Genomic DNA, 18,529 nt, shown 5'->3' on the forward strand with positions numbered 1-18,529 from the left:
AAACATCCTGTTTGCGACGATCCTGAAACCCTTCACCCGACGCCCGATCTTCAATTCTGGCTTTTGTACTTCGTAAGCTGGTGGGCGTTCGAACTCATACTATTTAGCCGCCGATAATCGACAGGTTCTGGGTGCCACCGGTGTTGCCCTGCTGCAAATAATGGCTGACTTCTTTGTTGCCAATCAGGGCTCTGACTTTTTCCGCCAGTGCGTTGGCATCGCCGGTGCTAATGGTTTCCCGCAGGTCGAGACCGGCATCGGAGAACAGGCACAGGTGCAGTTTGCCCTGGGCGGAGACGCGCAGGCGGTTGCAGCTGCTGCAGAAGTCTTTGCTGTACGGGGTGATCAATCCGATGCGGCCAGCGTAGTCCGGGTGGACGTATTCGCGAGCGGGGCCGGCGTCGAGCGGGCGCGGCAGTAGTTGCCAGCCGCTTTCGATCAGCTGGTGTTCGATCTCTGCGCCGCGCAGGTGGTTACTGGCGAAGTAGTCGCGGTTGTCGCCGGTCTGCATGAGCTCGATAAAGCGCAGGGTGACCGGGGTGGTTTTGAGCCAGCCCAGGAACTGTTGCAGCCGCGCGTGGGCGCCGTCGCTGAGTAGTACGGCGTTGACTTTGGTCTGGATGCCGAGCTCAAGGGCGCGGTCGATGCCGGTGAGGATTTTGGGCAGGCAGTCGTGGCCGGTGACGCGGGCGAATTCCGCTGCGTCGAGGCTGTCGATGCTGATGTTGAGCTGGTCGAGGCCGTTCTGCTGCCAGCTGTCGATGACGCTGGGCAGTTTGTAGCCATTGCTGGTGACGGCAACGCGCTGGATACCGGGGGTTTGGCTGGCGGCCTGGATGAGTTCCGGCAGGTCTTTGCGCAACGAGGGTTCGCCGCCGCTGAGGCGCACTTTGCGGGTGCCCAGCTGGGCGAAGGCGCGCATGACGGTAGCGGCTTCGGCGACCGTGAGGTCGGGCTGGTTGTGGCGCGCCTGGTAGCCGTCTGGCAGACAGTAGTCGCAACGGAAGTTGCAGACGTCTGTAACGGACAGGCGCAAATAGTAGAAGCGACGGCCGTGACCGTCCTGCAGTATGTCGTGTTGTTTCATCACCTTTCCAAATGCGGGAGGCCACTCGGTTTCCCTTGTGACCCTGGCGGGCTGGCGGAGCCGCCCGCGGCCTGCAACGCATATCAGTGACTTAGCGATACAGGCTCGGTGTGGTTGTTGTGTTCAGTTTACGATTTTGCGGTTGCAGTCAGTGTAGCTGCCCTCTTCCTCAAGATTAGCGCGACCCGGCGCGCTGTGTCGGTTGCCCCATTCTAACCGGATTCGATGGTCGCCGTGCAAACGCGCCGCGGGATGCGTATTCCGTACGGACGCCCGGTCACTCCATTACCTGGAGGATTTTCAGGGTATTGGTGCCGCCGTGGGACTGCATCAGGTCACCGCGGATCAGGATGACGTGGTCCCCACTCTGCACTATTCCGCGGTCCTTCAGGGTCTGCAGCGCACGCTGGTTCAGCTCGCGGTCGCCCTCATCTTCCCCGGGCACAAACAGTACCGAGACCACGCCGCGGTACAGGGCCATACGCCGCTGGGCCACCGGGTCGTGTGCGAGGCCGACGATGGGCAGGCCGGAGCGGATGCGGGAGGCGATCAACGCCGTGTAGCCGGTCTGCGTCATACAGGCGATGGCGGTGACCCCTTCCATATGATTGGCGGCGTACATGGCGGATAGAGAGATGGTCTCGTCGATACGGCTGAACCCCTGGTGCATGCGGTGGCCGGATTCCTGGGCGGAGCGCTCGCGCTCGGCACCCAGACACAAGCGGTGCATGGCTTCCACCGCTTCCACCGGGTATTCACCGGCGGCGGTCTCCGCAGACAGCATGACCGCATCGGTGCCGTCCAATACCGCATTCGCCACATCGAATACCTCCGCGCGGGTGGGCAGGGGCGCGGTGATCATGGTTTCCAGCATCTGGGTGGCGGTAATCACCGCTCGGTTCAGCTGGCGCGCACGCTTGATCATGCGTTTCTGCACACCGATCAGGGCGGCATCGCCAATCTCCACGCCCAGGTCGCCGCGGGCGACCATCACCGCTTCCGAGGCGCGGATAATTTCATCCAGGGTCTCGTCTTCCGCCACCGCCTCGGCGCGCTCCACCTTGGCTACCAGACCGATGTCCTTGCCGGCTTCCCCCAGCAGCTCCCGTGCCTCCTGCATGTCCGCGGCACTGCGCGGGAAGGACACGGCAAGGTAGTCGACGCCGATATCGATTGCGGTTTTCAGGTCGGCCTTGTCCTTGTCGGTCAGGGCTGCGGCGGAGAGGCCGCCGCCCTGCTTGTTGATGCCTTTGTTGTTGGACAGCGGCCCGCCCACCAGCACGGTGGTGTGTACCTGCTGCTCGCCGACCTCCTTCACCTCCAGGATCACGCGGCCGTCGTCCAGCAACAGCACATCGCCGGCGGCCACATCGCGGATCAGGTCCTTGTAGTCACAGCCGACCCGCTGTTCATCACCATCGTTGGTGCCCAGCGTCATATCCAGCACAAAGGGATCGCCTTCTTGCAGGATAACCTTGCTATTGCGGAAGCGCGCGATGCGGATTTTCGGCCCCTGCAGATCCCCCAGTGCCGCGACCGTCCTGCCCAGGCGATCGGCAATCTCGCGCACCTGCTGCAGGCGCTTGCGATGGTCGTCCGCGGTGCCGTGGGAAAAATTCAGGCGCACCACATCCACACCGGCGCTGATCAGCTGCTCCAGCACACCGGGCCTGTCACTGGCGGGGCCGAGGGTGGCAACGATCTTGGTACGGCGCAGTGGGTTGGCGGTGCGGGCGGGATGGAATTCGGGCATTGGCTCCATGAGGTCCTCTCGGGCAGGTTCACACCGCCCGCGCTGGGTCCAGCGGGCGGCGCCGGGGCGAATTTATGCACTCGCGGAAAACGATCCGTGAGCGGCCCCGGAACTTATAGACACAGCTTAGTCAGCAATCTCCATGCTGTATCCATCGATACCCGGTAAAGCGATTATGCGTCCGTGGGCAGGATCAGGATGGCGCGAAAATCATTCACATTGGTTCTGGTAGGCCCGGTGACGATGAGGTTGTCCAGCTCGGCAAAAAAACTATAGGCGTCGTTGCCGACCAGAAAGCTCTGGGGATCCAGTCCCTGGGCCTGCATCCGGGCCCAGTCGCCGGGGGCGAAAAACGCCCCGGCGTTGTCTTCCGAACCATCAATGCCATCGGTATCGATGGCCAGGCCATAGATACCAGCAGCACCCTCCAGCGCCGCGAACAGCCCCAGCAGGTACTCCACATTGCGCCCGCCGCGGCCATTGCCGGTCACCGTGACACTGGTCTCGCCGCCGGAAAGCAGGAGCAATGGCCGGCTGGATGCGCCCTTGCAGGTCAGCGCCAGGGCGGCGTGCTCCGCGCCCAGCTCCCGCGCCTCACCTTCGAGGTTGTCCCCTAAAACCCGCACGTCCAGCCCTGTTGCCAGTGCCGCATCGCGGGCCGACTCCAACGCGTCCGCGGCTTTCGCCAGCACCGACACGATGTCGGCAGAGAACGCAAAATCATCGGGACTGGGGCAATCGCCGGCGGACTCGAGAAGCGCGCGCACCTCTGGCGCAACCTCTATGCGGTAGTGCTCCAGGATCGCCAGGGCATCGGCGGGGGTGGAGCGGTCTGGCAACGTGGGGCCGGAGGCGATCAGGGTGGGATCGTCTCCCGGTACATCGGAAATCAGATAAGTGGCCACGCGCGCCGGATGCGCTGCCGCAGCAAGGCGCCCGCCTTTTACCGCGGACAGGTGCCGGCGCACCGTATTGATCTCGCTGATCGGCGCACCGCAGCGCAGCAGTGCGCGGTTGATGGATTGCTTTTGCTCCAGGGTCAGCCCCGGTGCGGGCAAGCTCATCAGTGCGGATCCGCCGCCGGAGATCAGCGCGATCACCAGGTCCTCTTCGGTGAGGTCGGCAACGGCATCGAGCATTCGCGTGGCTGCCACCTCCCCCAGCTTGTCCGGCATGGGGTGAGATGCCTCCAGCACCTCGATATTCACGCAGTGGGCCCCGTGGCCGTAGCGAGTAACCACCAACCCGGAAATCTCCGCCTCCGGGTACTGCCGGCCCCAAGCGGTTTCCAGTGCTGCGGCCATGGCAGCGCTGGCCTTGCCGGCCCCCACCACCACGGTCTTTCGGCCCGGCGCGGGCAGGTTGCCAGGCATCAGGTTGTCGGGGTGTACAGCCTCTACCGCGAGCCCGGCGAGGTCTTGCAACCACCGGGACAGCTCGGATTCATTCATATCGGCATGGACTGGCGGCAACTGTTTCAACTGGATCGTCTCCCTGATTTTGATGCGGTCTTCCCATTTCTTGCAAAATCGGTTCCGCCCCGCGCCTGTTCCTTAAATCCGCGCACTCAGAGAAACGCAAACTTGGCCAGGAAGATCGCGCTCAGGATATACAGGCTGGGAGAGATCTGCTCGCGCTGGCCAGTAAACAACTTGAGCGCGGTATAGGTGAGGAAGCCGAGGGCAATGCCGTTGGCGATGGAAAAGGTCAGCGGCATCATGATCATGGTCACCACCGCCGGAATGGCATCGGTGAGATCCTCCCAGTCGATGTGGGACATACCACCCATCATCAACATCGCCACATAGATCAGCGCACCCGCGGTGGCATAGGCCGGGATCATGCCCGCCAGGGGCGCGAAGAACACACACAGCACAAACAGCACTGCCACTGTCACCGCCGTCAGCCCGGTGCGCCCGCCGGCGGCCACACCTGCGGCACTCTCCACAAAACTCGTCACCGGCGGACACCCGAGAAAAGCTCCCAGCACGCTGGAGGTACTGTCGGCCTTCAGCGCCCGCGGCAGCTTTTCGATAGTGCCATCCGCCTCAATCAGGTTGGCGCGATGTGCGACCCCCATCAGGGTACCGGCAGTATCAAAGATATTGATAAACAGGAACGCGAGGATCACGCTGACCATGCTCAGATCGAGAGCGCCGAGGATATCCATCTGCATAAATGTCGGCGCCAGGCTCGGCGGCGCGGATACCATCCCGCCGTACTGCACTATCCCCAGGCCGAGACCGATGGCGGTTACTACGAGAATACTGATCAGGATGGCGCCGAATACCCGCCAGAAACTTAGCACCGCAATTAACAGGAAGCACAGCGCCGCCAGCAGCGCCGGCGGCTCACGAAAGGACCCCAGGGACAGCAGCGTCGCCTCATTGGGCACCACAATGCCCGCCGCTTTCAGTCCGATGAGACCCAGAAACAACCCCACACCGGCACCCATGGAATAGCGCAGGCACATGGGAATACTGTTCATGATCCACTCGCGCACCCGCGACAGGCTCATCCCCACAAATAGCACACCGGCAATAAACACTGCCCCCAGCGCCACTTGCCAGGGGTAGCCCATCTCACCGACCACGGAATAGGCAAAGAAAGCCGTCAGCCCAATCCCCGGCGCCAGCCCCACCGGCCAGTTGGCGTAAAGCCCCATCAGGAAACAGGCGATGGCACTGCCCAAGCAGGTGGCGACAAAGATGGCGCCATGATCCATGCCGGTGCCCGCCAGCATGTTCGGCGTTACAAACACCACATAGGCCATGGTGACAAAGGTGGTCAGGCCCGCCAGCAGTTCACCGCGTACCGTGGTTCCATGGGCTTGTAGAGCAAACATACGCTCCATCAAATTGTTCGGCTGCTGAGGCACAGGGTTCTCCGACAGGTGGATTGCGGGGCACACGAAACGCGGCCCCAACCATTATTGTGGCCAAAATAAGCCGGGGTGCCCACCACCACTGCCCTCCCCGGCCTACCACCGGCTTCTCCCGTGACCTCTGCGTGACTTCTATTAGTCGCGGCGCCCCAGTAAAATCGCCTGCTTTGCTGACAAAGCAACTTTAATACACAGCTAACAAACAACCCCACCGCAACACCCAGCGTTACCGGAGCACACCCATGGGCAGAGCCTACCAGAACCGTAAAGAGTCAATGGCCAAGACCTCGAACATGAAGGCCAGGGTCTACAGCCGCTACGGTCGTGAGATCTATGTGAGCGCCAAGTCTGGAGGCGTCGACCCCAACGGCAACCTGGCCCTGCGCAGCCTGATCGAGCGCGCCAAGAAAGAGCAGGTCCCCACCCACGTGATCGAGAAGGCCATCGACAAGGCCAAGGGTGGCGCCGGTGAAGACTTCGCCCGCGCCCGCTACGAAGGCTTCGGCCCCGGCGGCTGCATGGCCATCATCGAGTGCCTCACCGACAACCCCAACCGCACCTTCGGCGACGTGCGCCAGGCCTTCACCAAAACCAAAACCAAGATCGGTACCGAAGGCTCCGTCAGCCACAGCTTCGATCACCTGGCCATCCTCGTGTTCAAGCACGACGATGAAGAGGCGGTACTCGAAGCGCTGATGGAAGCGGATGTCGACGTCACCGACATCGAGAATGAAGACGGCAAACTCTCCGTATTCGCGCCGCACACGGATTACTTCAAAGCCAAACAGGCGTTGATTGATGCGTTTGGTGAGATCGACTTTGAAGTGGACGAGATTCAGTTTGTGCCGCAGACGTATACCCAGATCAGTGGGGATGATGTGGCGTTGTTTGAGAAGTTTATGAATATGCTTGAGGATTTGGAGGATGTTCAGGCGGTTTATCATAATGTGGAAAATTTGTAACTTACTTTTTACCAGTGAAGCTGGATAGCAGTTTCACTGGTCACACCACCCCCCACCAACCAATACTTGCTCTGACAAATACTACTTTCCAATTTCCCTCGAAGGCTTGTCTGCGGGATCTGCTGAAAAGCACCTATCATGCTCAGCTTCCAAACTAAACTTGTAGCTGATTACTCTATAAGAACGTATTTGAGACAGTTTATTCTCTCATGCTGGATAACCGAGCCAATAAAAATTGGATTACTTCTGGCATGCCATCAGAACGGCAATTCAAAAGTTCATCTATGTGCTTTGTTAGCAATTGCATTCGACGTGACCAAAGTGCCATCAAAAATTCCAAAACGGCTTCACCTTGGTCGTTATCCCAGTTCCGAATTACTGACAAACAGACATCTGTCATTTGGCGACTAAAGACAGGATCTACTCGGTAATCCAGCTCCACGGGGTGCGCAGAGCGCAAAAGGGAGGCCTGAATAACCCCGTCGTTATAACGATCGAAATTAGCAGGACTAATCAACGTCGTATGATAAGCTGTAGCAAGCCCACCGCTCTCACTTTTCGTGCGCAAGTCATGTAAAACGCACTGGATAGTCCAATACACATCCGCCTGTGAAGTCTGATCAAGACGCGCCTCATCAAAACCAAGGTCTGACCAGAACGCAAAAGTGCGACGCAGTTTTAATGTTTCTCCTTTAGAATTTGGCAAAAAAAGTCCATCTGAATCAATAGAATCCGCTATAACTTCACTTCGTCGGGTATCTAGCAATAGTGGCAATGCTGCATCTTCATCACCCATCGGGTCATCTTCGCCAAACGGAGTTAGTTTTTCACGCTCCCAATCCCATGCAGTTTTATTGTATTCCTTGATACGTGGAACAGGGCATTCATCCAAAACAACAAACTCATGCCCCCCTTGCTTCAAATCCTTTCCAAGTTGTACCTTTACGTCGTGAGCCGGCAACTTGGAAAAGGCGACAAAATAGACAATCGTAGATGATGGATCAATGCAGCGTAGCTTTCGGGCAATGGCCAGTAAGCTCCTGCCAGAGGTAATTACACCCGCAATTACCATTACAGAGCCCGATCCTGTTAAATCGATTTCACTTAACTCAAGCGCCGTCAGGTGCCTGATTTTCGATTCAACTTCGACGCCAGATCCTCGCTCGATATGCGGCTTAATCGCTTTATATAAAGCTTTCGATCCAGGGTCATCAAGAGTAATTACCGTTTTTAAATCTTTGGAAATATACCGCTTGGCCGCCTTTTCCAGCGCACTTGAAAACGTTTTAACTTCTCTCTCCAGAGCTGCTTTTACGTCTATATAAAAGTGTTCCTTTACACCACTACTAGAAGTGGCAACCTGATTCCACTGCAATACACGTGCAGCAGCGAACTGCCTAAAAAAATCCTCCCGATTTGCAGAAAAATCAGGCTTCCGTATAACTAGCAGTTCATGCTTTGGGTTTTCAGGAAGAAACTGATCACCTGCTATGCGGATAGGTTTTGAGCCTCGCCTACAAAACTCGCATTGCAATGCATTAGTGGAGGTCAGACCGCCTTCAATAGCACTCGAAACATCAAAAATCCCTAATTGATCAGCTGGAAGATTGACATGAAACAGGGTAACAATTTGACTTTTTGGAATATTTATTTTACGGAGCAAGCTTTCTGCCAGTGTCCCACTGGTAGTTGCCGAAATTAAAATCAGGCTTGAGCTATCCTCAATAAAATCATAAGAATGATTAAGTGCTGCGTACGATTCAAAACTCTCGATTGCAGGGGCACTATTTTCGAAATTTGAATATAGTCGGGTTGCGATACTAACTAAAAATGCAATTGACGATGTATCAACATAAATTCGCTTTAAGTCTGGCTTAAAGTGGGGCAACAGAGAAATCGCTAGAAAAGAGACCTCGCCACTAGAAACTAGGAGATTAGAGGCACGGATAAATTTATCACAATGAGCCCCTGATGGCTTAACGAAATGATAGGCTGGATTAGAAACTATCAACCCGCCATGCTTCTTAAACAATTCCAGCATACCGCCCTGAAGAATACTGGCTGATAAACTGCTTCCTACTATGCGGCCATCACAATAAGCGAGCGAACCATCTGGGCTGCTGGCCATACAATGCATGCGTGTATTTATCTCACCTACGTAAGAATCAAACTCACTTATGAAGGCTTTATCCTGCATACACTCCTGCAAGGAATACCCTTCCTGGGAAGACGTAATGAGATAGACATTCTTCGGAACAAGATTATCTGTCACGTCCTGCTTCAGAATTCTTGATATCGCATCTAGGCCAACCTTATATTCAGTGAATATGGCGAGGCTTTTTCTCTGTTGATCTTCGGGCTCGACAAATCGGAAAGTAAAACATTCACTCACGATTTCGCCTCCAGCGGAATCAGAAGAGTTGTAGAGACTCCAACACACGAAGGCATTGTGGTGAGACAACACTCACCAGTATTGCCACTGACCCAATCGTAAAAACCACACTCGTCGTTAATTTGATAAGGAGAATCAATAAAGTTGCGGTACAACGCTAAGCGACCACTTCGAACCCTAATAAAACCACCTAGCCTAGTGAGTCTATCCATAACCACTGGCAAGCCGTTACCCTTAGAGTCAAGCTGAGTCGACGTCTGGCGAAACTGGTAACACTTTTTGAAAATCCGATACTCCTCCTCAATCGTCAGCTTACAAGGAGTTGATGATTCATCGTGATCTGCCAGCCAGCGCCCACAATAACCAAGACCAGAATCGACAATACCCACTTCAACAAATCGTTTTTGATCACGCATCCCTTGAGCCTTAGTGGACGCCACGTATTGATGCAACGCAGGCTGTTTTTCAGTTATATTGTCACTACCTTCCTGACTCAGATTAACACCCTGCACATAGAGAATACGGAGCCCTGGTCGCAGCCAATCGGTGCGAGACTCCCCTCTACTACCGTGTTCATGAGTATTTAGAAACAATTCGAAAAACAGACGGCCTATACATTCCAATGCATCGCCAGACAAGGATTTTGCACCACCGGCGATTCCCATTGACTTGTCGATCATCGCCTTGATTACAGCCCTAATTTGCTCTGGCTGCCGAGGCTCTGCATTGCTGCCCGGCTTTTCGATATAAAAATTTCGATCAAATGCTTTGGAGCTATGATCAACAAAAGCGAACCAGCATAGGCGGCCACGCTGTTGACCAAAAGGACTTTTGCCCTGTTCTTCAATGGCAAATTTGGCCCTTAGATTTACTTCACGCCGCAGGTCATCTTCCGGATTGTCTGCCATGGCTATGGATGTCGCACACATAGCTGCGGAGAATTTATGGGGGCGCTCGTTGATATCGAGTAAGACATCACGTGAAGTGCTTGACCGCAGCAATAGCTTTCTCTGCCCCGCATACCTCATCCAGGTATTGGAGGCTTGAATTGCGCTTGCCAGCCCTCCGAAAGCCGGTGCGGAAGTATCGACCGGCAGTTGCAATATTTGCTCCGGGCTCTCGTTCAGTTTCGCTAGAAACTGCTCACAAGCCTCAATAGAAATGGTTTTGGGGAAATCCATCAGTGCAGCTCTCCTGAATTTAGCTTTTCCCTGGCTTCCAACACTAGTCGCTATGAAGTATTCGCCGAAGTTGTTATTGCTTTACTTAACACGTGAAATTTCTTCGGCGGGACCACTCCGCCCATTGCAATGTTGCGGCGAACGCGTAGTGCAGCTCACGCCGCACATTGACATCCTGCTCACTGTCTCCAAAGGGTGCGAGTGTCGGGAATGAAGGTAAACACCAATCTTTCGTGGCTTAGCCGGGAGATCTGCCTGAAAAGTACAAAATTGGACACGACGCGCCCCCACCCTTAGGAAGCAGCAGGGGCAGGACGCCTCCTTCTTGCCACTCGACGCTCTTGGGCTAGCTCAATTCTTTTTGGCTCTGTATATAGGCGCTCAAGAAGAACGTAGGTGAAGTCTAGAATATCCTCCGCCTCCTCCTTTCCCAGATCCCCCTCATGCGCTCCATCATTTCCGTCGTCTTTGATGCAGGTAGAGAGATCCTGAAGCGCTGCAGGTAAAATATTTTGCTCGAAAAGCCATGGAAGCCGGAGCCCTAGATTCCGCCGAATCCTACTGTTTAATCCACAGCTCTCTTCCCGCAGCATGCTTTTTGTAGCCAAATCAATGCAGAGACGGAACATCGTCGCAGCAGCGTTATTACATCCTATGGCCATACAAGAAGCACCTTCTCTAAAAGCGGAATCTATCTGGATAGGGAGGTGTTCTGGGGGCTCCTCAGCTGCTCTATCCTTTTCCGAGATATAACCTTCTATACTGACAATAGAATTAATTGCGTAACCCAAGCCCGCCAAATTTTGGAAAAGGTTAGACTCAGAATAATTCTTCTGAGCCAGCACAAATACAGTGGAGAGTGAGCAGCGGCGGCAATGACAAAACGCCTCAAACCAGCGCTTCCAGTCGTACTCAACATGGGTCAAGATTTGCCCCAAGACGTCAAATGTGATTTGTTCCGCCCCACACCTTGGGCAATTCGCCACCAATTCAGCCATCTACATATTCCCGCAGTGGATACCGAGCCTTTAGTCATCATCAGCACTTTAAATCATGTTGAGGACTAATCAACAGCACCCTAGCTACCGACCACCTCAGGCAGCGCCCCGAATATCCAACAACAGAAATAAAAAAGGGCCGAGATGCAACAATAGCCTGTTACATCACGACCCTTAACGATACTTCGAAGCCCGAATGCTTACCGGGTTTCGGTATGATGGTGCCCAGGGCGGGACTTGAACCCGCACGAGCATAGCTCACTACCCCCTCAAGATAGCGTGTCTACCAATTCCACCACCTGGGCAAAAACTTTACAGTTTTTGATTTAGCCTTGCGGCTTACTGAGGCTGCTCCTCAGTTTCTGCTTCTTCGCCTGCTTCCGGCAGTTCAGCCTGAGGGGCTTCTTCTACTGCGGGCAGGTCGTCTGCGGCCGGGGCTTGTTCCTGAATTTCAGGGATGTCGCCTTCGGTCGCTGCCGGCTCACGGGATTCTACTGTTGCAGGAACCTGCGGAATACCGTCGGCTGCCGGTGCTTCATCGCGGCTGGCGAGGATGGCCAGGCCGAAGCTGGTGACGAAGAATACCGTCGCCATAATTGCAGTCAAGCGGGAAAAGAAATTTCCGCTGCCCTGGCTGCCAAATACGGTGTTGGAAGCGCCTGCGCCAAAGGAGGCACCTGCTTCCGCACCCTTGCCCTGCTGCAGCAAAATCAGGCCGATGATGCTCAGCGCAGTCAGGATGTGTACGATTAAAACCAGTTTTTCCATTGTCCAGAAAACCTGCTACCGGGCCTAGCCCTTGCTCAAAAAATTTTAACCCGCTGCGTCGCTCAGTCGGCTGCGCAGCAGATTTTGGTAAATTCGTCTGCCTTCAGTGAGGCGCCGCCTACCAGCGCGCCATCAATGTCCGCTTTGGCAAACAGCTCTGCGGCGTTGGCCGCTTTGACGCTGCCTCCGTAGAGGATCTGCGTCTCGGCACCGGCTTCGCCCAGTTGCTGGCGAATATACTGGTGCACTTCCTGCGCCTGCTCCGGGGTGGCGGTTTTGCCAGTCCCGATGGCCCATACGGGCTCGTAGGCGACTACGGCATTCTGCCAGGTATCCGGCAGGTCCAGGGCGCTTACTGCCTGAATCTGCTCGGCAACCACTTGCAGGGTTTTGCCGGCTTCCCGCTCTTCGAGACTTTCGCCTACGCAGAGAATCGGGGTCAGACCCGCGGCCTTGGCGGCGGCAAACTTGGACGCAACCAGCTCGCTGCTCTCGCCGTACAGGCTGCGGCGCTCCGAGTGACCTACGATCACATAGCGTACGCCGCAATCCACCAGCATCTCCGCGGAGACCTCGCCGGTGAAGGCACCGGAGGACTGCTCGCTGAGGTTCTGTGCCCCCAGGGCGGCCTGGCCGATGCTGTCTGCCACCGCGCCCAAATACGGGAATGGCGGGCAGATCACCACTTGTGCAGAGCACTTTTCGGACTCAAGTCCGCTGTTCAGCTCGGCCAACAGTTGCTCGGCAAATGCTTTGGTGCCGTGCATTTTCCAGTTGGCAGCTACCAGGGTTTTACGCATGGGTGCTCCTCCAAGGGGCGCAAATCTTAGCGGTATTGCCGGTAACATACAACCAGCGTTTTCGGATATTTATTGATTTTTCAAAGGCTTCCGCTGCCCTGCCCGGATCGGGTGTCGATCGCGGACAGGGTTGAGCTGGCGCTCAGTTGTTACCCACCCGCTCCACGACCTTGGCGATCTCGCCGGCCAGCTGTTTGACGGTCTCCGGGTCTTTTCCCTCAACCATGACCCGGATCAGGGGTTCGGTGCCGGAGGGGCGCAGGAGTACGCGGCCGCTGTTGGCCAGCTTGGTCTCCACCTGGGCCACGGCTTCCTGCACGTCGCTGTGCTCGAGCACGCCGTCGCGGCTGGCGAGACGCACATTGATCATATGCTGGGGCAGCATTTCCATTTTACCGGTGAGCTGGTCCAGGGGCTCACCGAAGTCGCTCACCGCGCGCAGTACCTGCAGCGCGGAGATGATGCCGTCACCGGTGGTGGTGACGTCGGTGCACACGATGTGACCGGAGGATTCACCGCCCAGGGTCCAGCCGTTCTTGTACATCATTTCCAGTACGTAGCGATCGCCGACCTTGGCGCGATTGAACGGGATGGCGCGGTCCTTGAGGGCCAGCTCGAAGCCGTAGTTGCTCATCTGGGTGCCGACAACACCGCTACAGCCGCCGAGGAACTGCTGGCGGTGGATGGCAATCAGGAACAGCAGCTGGTCACCGTCGATCAGGGTGCCGTTTTTGTCCACGAACATGACCCGGTCACCGTCGCCGTCGAAGGCGATACCCAGGTCGGCGCCGCGCTCTACTACCGCCTTCTGCAGTTGCTGGGGCTTGGTGGAACCGCACTCGAGATTGATGTTGACGCCGTCCGGCTGGATGCCGATGGCGTGCACCTCTGCACCCAGCTCACGAAATACCTTGGGCGCGATGTGGTAGGTCGCGCCATTGGCGCAGTCGAGCACGATATTGAGTCCCTGCAGGGAGTAGCGCCAGGGAGTGCTCGCTTTACAGAATTCGATGTAGCGGCCGACGGCGTCGTCGATGCGCCAGGCCTTGCCCAGGTCCTTGGCGGTTTCCATGGGCAGGTCGAGGGCGGCCTCGATCTCCGCTTCTACCTTGTCGGGCAGTTTGCTGCCGTCGGCACTGAAGAACTTGATGCCGTTGTCCTGATAGGGATTGTGCGAGGCACTGATCACGATCCCCGCCTGGGCGTGGAAGGTGCGGGTGAGATAGGCGATGGCCGGGGTGGGCATGGGGCCCAGCAGGCCGACATCGACACCGGCATTGATCAGGCCCGCTTCCAGCGCGGCTTCGAACATGTAGCCGGAGACGCGGGTGTCCTTGCCGATCAGGATGCGCTTGCGACCGCTGCCGTTGGCACCGAGAACCTTGCCGGCGGCGTAGCCGAGGCGCAGCATGAAGTCTGGGGTGATGGCGCCCTCGCCTACCTGGCCACGGATTCCATCGGTGCCGAAATATTTTCTTGTCATCTCATCACTCTTGTTTACATCTTGCCGGACAGGCTTTGCCCAGTCAGTAGACCCCTGCGCCTCAGGAGTTATCCACCATCTGCTGTAATTTCAGCACATCCACGGTGGCTGCCACATCGTGCACACGGATGATGTGTGCTCCGCGCTGGGCGGACAGCATGGCCAGGGCGAGGCTCCCGGGGAGGCGCTCGTCGACTTCGCGTTCCAGCAGGCGACCGATCATGGATTTGCGTGACAGGCCTACCAGCAGGGGAATATCTGCCGGGGCCAGCTGTTGCTGGCTGCGCAACAGGGCCAGGTTGTGCTCGTCGTTCTTGCCGAAGCCGTAGCCCGGGTCGTAGATCACCCGCTCGCGGGGGATACCGGCGGCGATACAGGCATCGAGGCGCTGATCGAGGTAAGCGCGCACTTCCGCCACCACATCGGTGTATTCGGGCTTGGACTGCATGGTGCCGGGCTGTCCCTGCATATGCATAACGCATACGGGCAGCTCGGTGGCAGCGGCGGCTTCCAGCGCACCGGGGCGGGTGAGCGCGCGCACATCGTTGATCAGGCCGGCGCCGACCGCAGCGGACTCCCGCATCACCGATGGGGTGCTGGTATCTACCGAAATCACCACGTCCATGCGCTGCAGTATGGCCTCTACCGCGGGCACCACACGCTCCAGCTCCTGCTGCTCGGTGACCGGGGCGGCGCCCGGACGAGTGGACTCGCCACCGATATCAATGATGGTACCGCCCTCTCTGACGATCTGTTCCGCGCGGCGCAATACCAGCTCGATATCCAGTCCGCCGCCGGCGTAGTAGCTGCCGCCGTCGGAAAAAGAATCGGGCGTGGTATTCAGGATACCCATCACCTGGGGACGGGAAAGATCCAGTGTGCGGGTTCCGCAGAGCAACTTCATAGGCGTATCGGGACGTGTTCGTGAACGGGGTTGGGCTGGGCCGGGGCTTATCGCCGGACGGGTATCGCAGTTAAACAAAGCGGGCCCTGAGGCCCGCTTCGCGTGGGGTGCATTGTACACCCATTTTTACTGCATCTTCTGCGACGAAGCGCTCAGCTCAGTGGCCGTTGACCGGGCCACCCACCGGGGTGTCGCTGTCTTTCGGCTTGTCATCGGCTTCCGACACATCGTCGGCGGGACCGCCACCGGTATAGTCGTTGTCGTGCCAGTCCTTGGGCGGGCGCACCTTGCGGCGGGCCATCAGGTCGTCCACCTGCTCCGCATCCAGGGTCTCGTATTCCATCAGCGCGTCTTTCATCGCCTCCAGAATATCGCGGTTGTCTTCCAGCAGCTTCTGCGCGCGGTCGTAGCAGCTGTCGATGATGCGGCGGACTTCCTCGTCGATCTCGTTGGAGGTCTTGCCGGAAATCGGGTTGCCGTGGCCGGGCTGACCGCTGTCATCTTCACCGTAGTGCAGCGGGCCGAGCTTCTCGGACAGGCCCCACTTGGTGACCATGTTGCGGGCGATATCGGTAGCGCGCTCGATGTCATTGGAGGCACCGGTGGTCACACCGTCGATGCCCAGAGTCATCTCTTCTGCGATACGGCCGCCAAACAGGGAGCACAGCTGGGATTCCAGCGCGCGCTTGGAAAGGCTGTATTTGTCTTCCTCGGGCAGGAACTGGGTGACACCCAGCGCGCGGCCGCGGGGAATGATGGTGACCTTGTGTACCGGATCGTGCTCCGGCACCAGGCGACCAATGATGGCGTGGCCGGCTTCGTGGTACGCGGTATTGGTCTTTTCTTTCTCGTTCATCACCATGGATTTGCGCTCGGCACCCATCATGATCTTGTCGCGGGCGCGCTCGAACTCGTCCATGGTGACCATGCGACGGTTGGCGCGGGCGGCAAACAGCGCGGCCTCGTTCACCAGGTTGGCGAGATCGGCACCAGAGAAGCCGGGGGTACCGCGGGCAATGGTCTGCGGGTCCACCTTCTCGTCCAGCGGCACCTTGCGCATGTGGACCTTCAGGATCTGTTCGCGGCCGCGGATATCCGGCAGGCCTACAAATACCTGGCGGTCGAAACGGCCGGGGCGCAGCAGTGCATTATCCAGTACGTCCGGGCGGTTGGTGGCGGCGATGACGATCACGCCCTCGTTGCCTTCAAAGCCGTCCATCTCTACAAGTAGCTGGTTCAGGGTCTGCTCGCGCTCGTCGTGGCCACCGCCCACACCGGCACCGCGGTGGCGGCCGACGGCGTCGATCTCGTCGATAAAGATGATGCACGGGGCCTGCTTCTTGGCCTGCTCGAACATGTCGCGCACCCGGGAGGCACCCACACCCACGAACATTTCCACGAAGTCGGAACCGGAAATAGAGAAGAACGGTACCTTGGCTTCACCGGCGATGGCCTTGGCCAGCAGGGTTTTACCGGTACCGGGAGGACCCGCCATCAGTACGCCGCGGGGAATGGCACCGCCGAGACGCTGGAACTTGGACGGGTCGCGTAGGAACTCTACCAGTTCCTGTACGTCTTCCTTGGCTTCATCCACACCCGCCACGTCGGCGAAGGTGGTTTTGATCTGGTCTTCGCCCAGTAGACGCGCCTTGCTCTTGCCGAATGCCATGGGGCCGGAACGGCCGCCGGCACCGCCCTGCATCTGGCGCATGAAGAACATGAACACGGCGATGATGATCAGGATCGGGAAGCTCGCGACCAGCAACTGCTGCCAGATGCTGGGGGATTCGGGCTCACGGCCATTGAACTGAACGCCGCTGCGCACCAGTTCGTTGGTGAGTTCGTCGTCGATGATCTGCGGCTGGATGGTCTTGAAGCGACTGCCGTCGGCTTTTTCGCCGGTAATCACCAGCCCATCAATCAGCGCATTCTTCACCTGACCGGCCTGCACATCCTGCACAAACTCGGAATAGCTGAGGGACTCGTCCCTGGTTTGCGGCTTGAAGTTCTGGAAGACCATCAGCAGTACTGCCGCGATGATCAGCCACAAAACCAGATTCTTTGCCATATCATTCAAAGGGTATGCCCTCTTGCCTACGCCTCGGCTTGTGCCTTAGCCGGTAATTCCATTCCACCCAGTATAGGCGGCGAAAATCGTATATCTGTCGTCCCGGTCATCCGGGCACAAAAGTGGCCCTGTAAAGGGCCCGTTAGTGCTTGTACTACTTCACTTTTACCACAGTGGGAGCATTGACCCAAACCGCTTGAGAAAGTGCCGGCTCAGCCCTTGAAGCCCCGTGCCACCACATAGACTTCGCGGGAGCGGGGGCGGGATGCACCGGGCTTGCGGGTAACGACGGTCTGGTACTGACTGCGCAGGTCGCGGATCAGTTCATCAAAGCCTTCGCCCTGGAACACCTTGGCGACAAATGCGCCGCCGGGCTTCAGGACCTGTCGCCCCATATCCACGGCCAGCTCCACCAGATACATGGAGGCCGGCTGATCCACAGCACGCACTCCACTCATATTGGGGGCCATATCGGAAATCACAAGGTCGGCGCGCTCTTCCCCGAGCTTTTCCAGCAGCTCGTTGAAGACCTCCTCCTCGGTGAAGTCACCCTGGACGAAATCTACCCCTGCCAGGGCGTCCATCGGCAGGATGTCCGATGCAAGAACCCGGCCTTTGTGGCCGACCAGTTCTGCCGCCACCTGGGACCAGCCCCCGGGTGCAGCGCCAAGATCCACCACCGTCATGCCCGGCTTGATCAGGCGGTCCTTGTCCTGCAGCTCCTGCAGTTTGTAGGACGCGCGCGAGCGGTAGCCCTCTTTCTGGGACTGTTTGACGTAGTGGTCGTTAAAATGTTCACGCAGCCAGCGGTGGCTGCTCTTTGATCGGGCCATCAGTTACAATACATCACTAATTTCTGGGGTTGTCCGCGCTGGTATCCCGCGCTTGCTTACCCGAGTATGGGTTAAATTTAAGGATGGAGTATTGTATGCCTTTAACAGCCGACCGCAAAAAAGCCTTGCGCGCACGCGGCCACAGCCTCAAGCCAATTGTTACCGTTGCCGACAAGGGACTGACGGAAGGGGTACTGGAAGAACTGAATCGCGCGCTGGAGGATCACGAGCTGATCAAGGTCAAACTGGCGGTCAATGACCGCGATGCGCGCCGTGAACTGATCACCGAACTGTGCGCACAGAGCAAATCCGAGCTGGTGCAGGAGATCGGCAAGATTGCGCTGATCTTCCGCAAGGCCGGCAAGCCCAACGCCCGCCTGTCCAACCTGCTGCGTCCCTGATCGCCCCGCTGCGGC

The 18,529-nt window shown here is 57.6% G+C and carries 15 protein-coding genes, 1 tRNA gene and 1 riboswitch; of the genes, 2 read left to right on the top strand and 14 right to left on the bottom strand.

Features of this window, described 5'->3' with window-relative positions; all coding sequences use genetic code 11:
- Positions 1-103 precede the first annotated feature (103 nt).
- From moaA to B4U49_RS09290, 4 genes are all read right to left on the bottom strand, one after another.
- Positions 104-1,087 (bottom strand): GTP 3',8-cyclase MoaA, encoded by a 984-nt coding sequence (gene moaA / locus B4U49_RS09275; RefSeq protein ID WP_204903017.1) that lies wholly within the window; start codon positions 1,085-1,087, stop codon positions 104-106.
- Positions 1,071-1,210, bottom strand: a riboswitch (molybdenum cofactor riboswitch). It overlaps the preceding gene by 17 nt.
- Before the next feature lie 154 nt (positions 1,211-1,364).
- Positions 1,365-2,849 carry a pyruvate kinase gene (gene pyk / locus B4U49_RS09280; protein WP_078084317.1) on the bottom strand — a complete coding sequence of 495 codons (1,485 nt, stop codon included), beginning with the start codon at positions 2,847-2,849 and terminating at the stop codon, positions 1,365-1,367.
- 164 nt (positions 2,850-3,013) lie between these two features.
- Positions 3,014-4,321 (bottom strand): glycerate kinase type-2 family protein, encoded by a 1,308-nt coding sequence (locus B4U49_RS09285; protein ID WP_204903018.1) that lies wholly within the window; start codon positions 4,319-4,321, stop codon positions 3,014-3,016.
- 86 nt (positions 4,322-4,407) lie between these two features.
- Positions 4,408-5,718, bottom strand: coding sequence for an NCS2 family permease (locus B4U49_RS09290; protein ID WP_476703368.1), 1,311 nt, complete (start codon positions 5,716-5,718; stop codon positions 4,408-4,410).
- Between the two features lie 248 nt (positions 5,719-5,966).
- Between B4U49_RS09290 and B4U49_RS09295 the strand changes: the two genes are divergently transcribed.
- A complete protein-coding gene (locus tag B4U49_RS09295) occupies positions 5,967-6,686 on the top strand; it encodes a YebC/PmpR family DNA-binding transcriptional regulator (protein WP_078084319.1) in 720 nt (239 codons plus the stop codon).
- Positions 6,687-6,885: 199 nt separating this feature from the next.
- On the opposite strand, the gene B4U49_RS09300 is transcribed toward B4U49_RS09295, so the two are convergent.
- The 10 genes from B4U49_RS09300 to rlmE form a co-directional block, all read right to left on the bottom strand.
- Positions 6,886-9,078: a hypothetical protein gene (locus tag B4U49_RS09300; RefSeq protein ID WP_078084320.1), complete on the bottom strand. Its 2,193-nt coding sequence runs from the start codon at positions 9,076-9,078 to the stop codon at positions 6,886-6,888.
- Positions 9,075-10,259, bottom strand: coding sequence for a hypothetical protein (locus tag B4U49_RS09305; protein ID WP_078084321.1), 1,185 nt, complete (start codon positions 10,257-10,259; stop codon positions 9,075-9,077). Before B4U49_RS09305 ends, B4U49_RS09300 begins: the two co-directional genes overlap by 4 nt.
- 293 nt (positions 10,260-10,552) lie before the next feature.
- Entirely contained in the window at positions 10,553-11,257 is a 705-nt protein-coding gene (locus tag B4U49_RS09310) for a DUF4145 domain-containing protein (RefSeq protein WP_078084322.1), read from the bottom strand.
- 219 nt (positions 11,258-11,476) lie between these two features.
- Positions 11,477-11,562, bottom strand: a tRNA-Leu gene (locus tag B4U49_RS09315).
- A gap of 34 nt (positions 11,563-11,596) precedes the next feature.
- Complete coding sequence (gene secG, locus B4U49_RS09320) at positions 11,597-12,025, bottom strand: preprotein translocase subunit SecG (protein WP_078084323.1); 429 nt, start codon at positions 12,023-12,025, stop codon at positions 11,597-11,599.
- A gap of 62 nt (positions 12,026-12,087) precedes the next feature.
- Positions 12,088-12,825: a triose-phosphate isomerase gene (gene tpiA / locus B4U49_RS09325; protein ID WP_078084324.1), complete on the bottom strand. Its 738-nt coding sequence runs from the start codon at positions 12,823-12,825 to the stop codon at positions 12,088-12,090.
- A gap of 142 nt (positions 12,826-12,967) precedes the next feature.
- The gene (gene glmM, locus B4U49_RS09330; RefSeq protein ID WP_078084325.1) at positions 12,968-14,308 is read right to left on the bottom strand and encodes a phosphoglucosamine mutase; all 1,341 of its coding nucleotides are present in this window, start codon (positions 14,306-14,308) and stop codon (positions 12,968-12,970) included.
- Between the two features lie 61 nt (positions 14,309-14,369).
- Entirely contained in the window at positions 14,370-15,212 is an 843-nt protein-coding gene (gene folP / locus B4U49_RS09335; RefSeq protein ID WP_078084326.1) for a dihydropteroate synthase, read from the bottom strand.
- A gap of 157 nt (positions 15,213-15,369) precedes the next feature.
- Complete coding sequence (gene ftsH / locus B4U49_RS09340) at positions 15,370-17,280, bottom strand: ATP-dependent zinc metalloprotease FtsH (RefSeq protein WP_078084327.1); 1,911 nt, start codon at positions 17,278-17,280, stop codon at positions 15,370-15,372.
- Positions 17,281-17,492: 212 nt separating this feature from the next.
- The gene (gene rlmE / locus B4U49_RS09345; RefSeq protein WP_078084328.1) at positions 17,493-18,113 is read right to left on the bottom strand and encodes a 23S rRNA (uridine(2552)-2'-O)-methyltransferase RlmE; all 621 of its coding nucleotides are present in this window, start codon (positions 18,111-18,113) and stop codon (positions 17,493-17,495) included.
- A 95-nt stretch (positions 18,114-18,208) separates the two neighbouring features.
- On the opposite strand from rlmE, the gene yhbY reads away from it, so the two are divergent.
- Positions 18,209-18,514, top strand: a complete 306-nt coding sequence (gene yhbY / locus B4U49_RS09350) for a ribosome assembly RNA-binding protein YhbY (RefSeq protein ID WP_078084329.1) — start codon at positions 18,209-18,211, stop codon at positions 18,512-18,514.
- Positions 18,515-18,529: the final 15 nt, after the last annotated feature.

The organism is Microbulbifer mangrovi (assembly GCF_002009015.1).
Taxonomy (GTDB): domain Bacteria; phylum Pseudomonadota; class Gammaproteobacteria; order Pseudomonadales; family Cellvibrionaceae; genus Microbulbifer; species Microbulbifer mangrovi.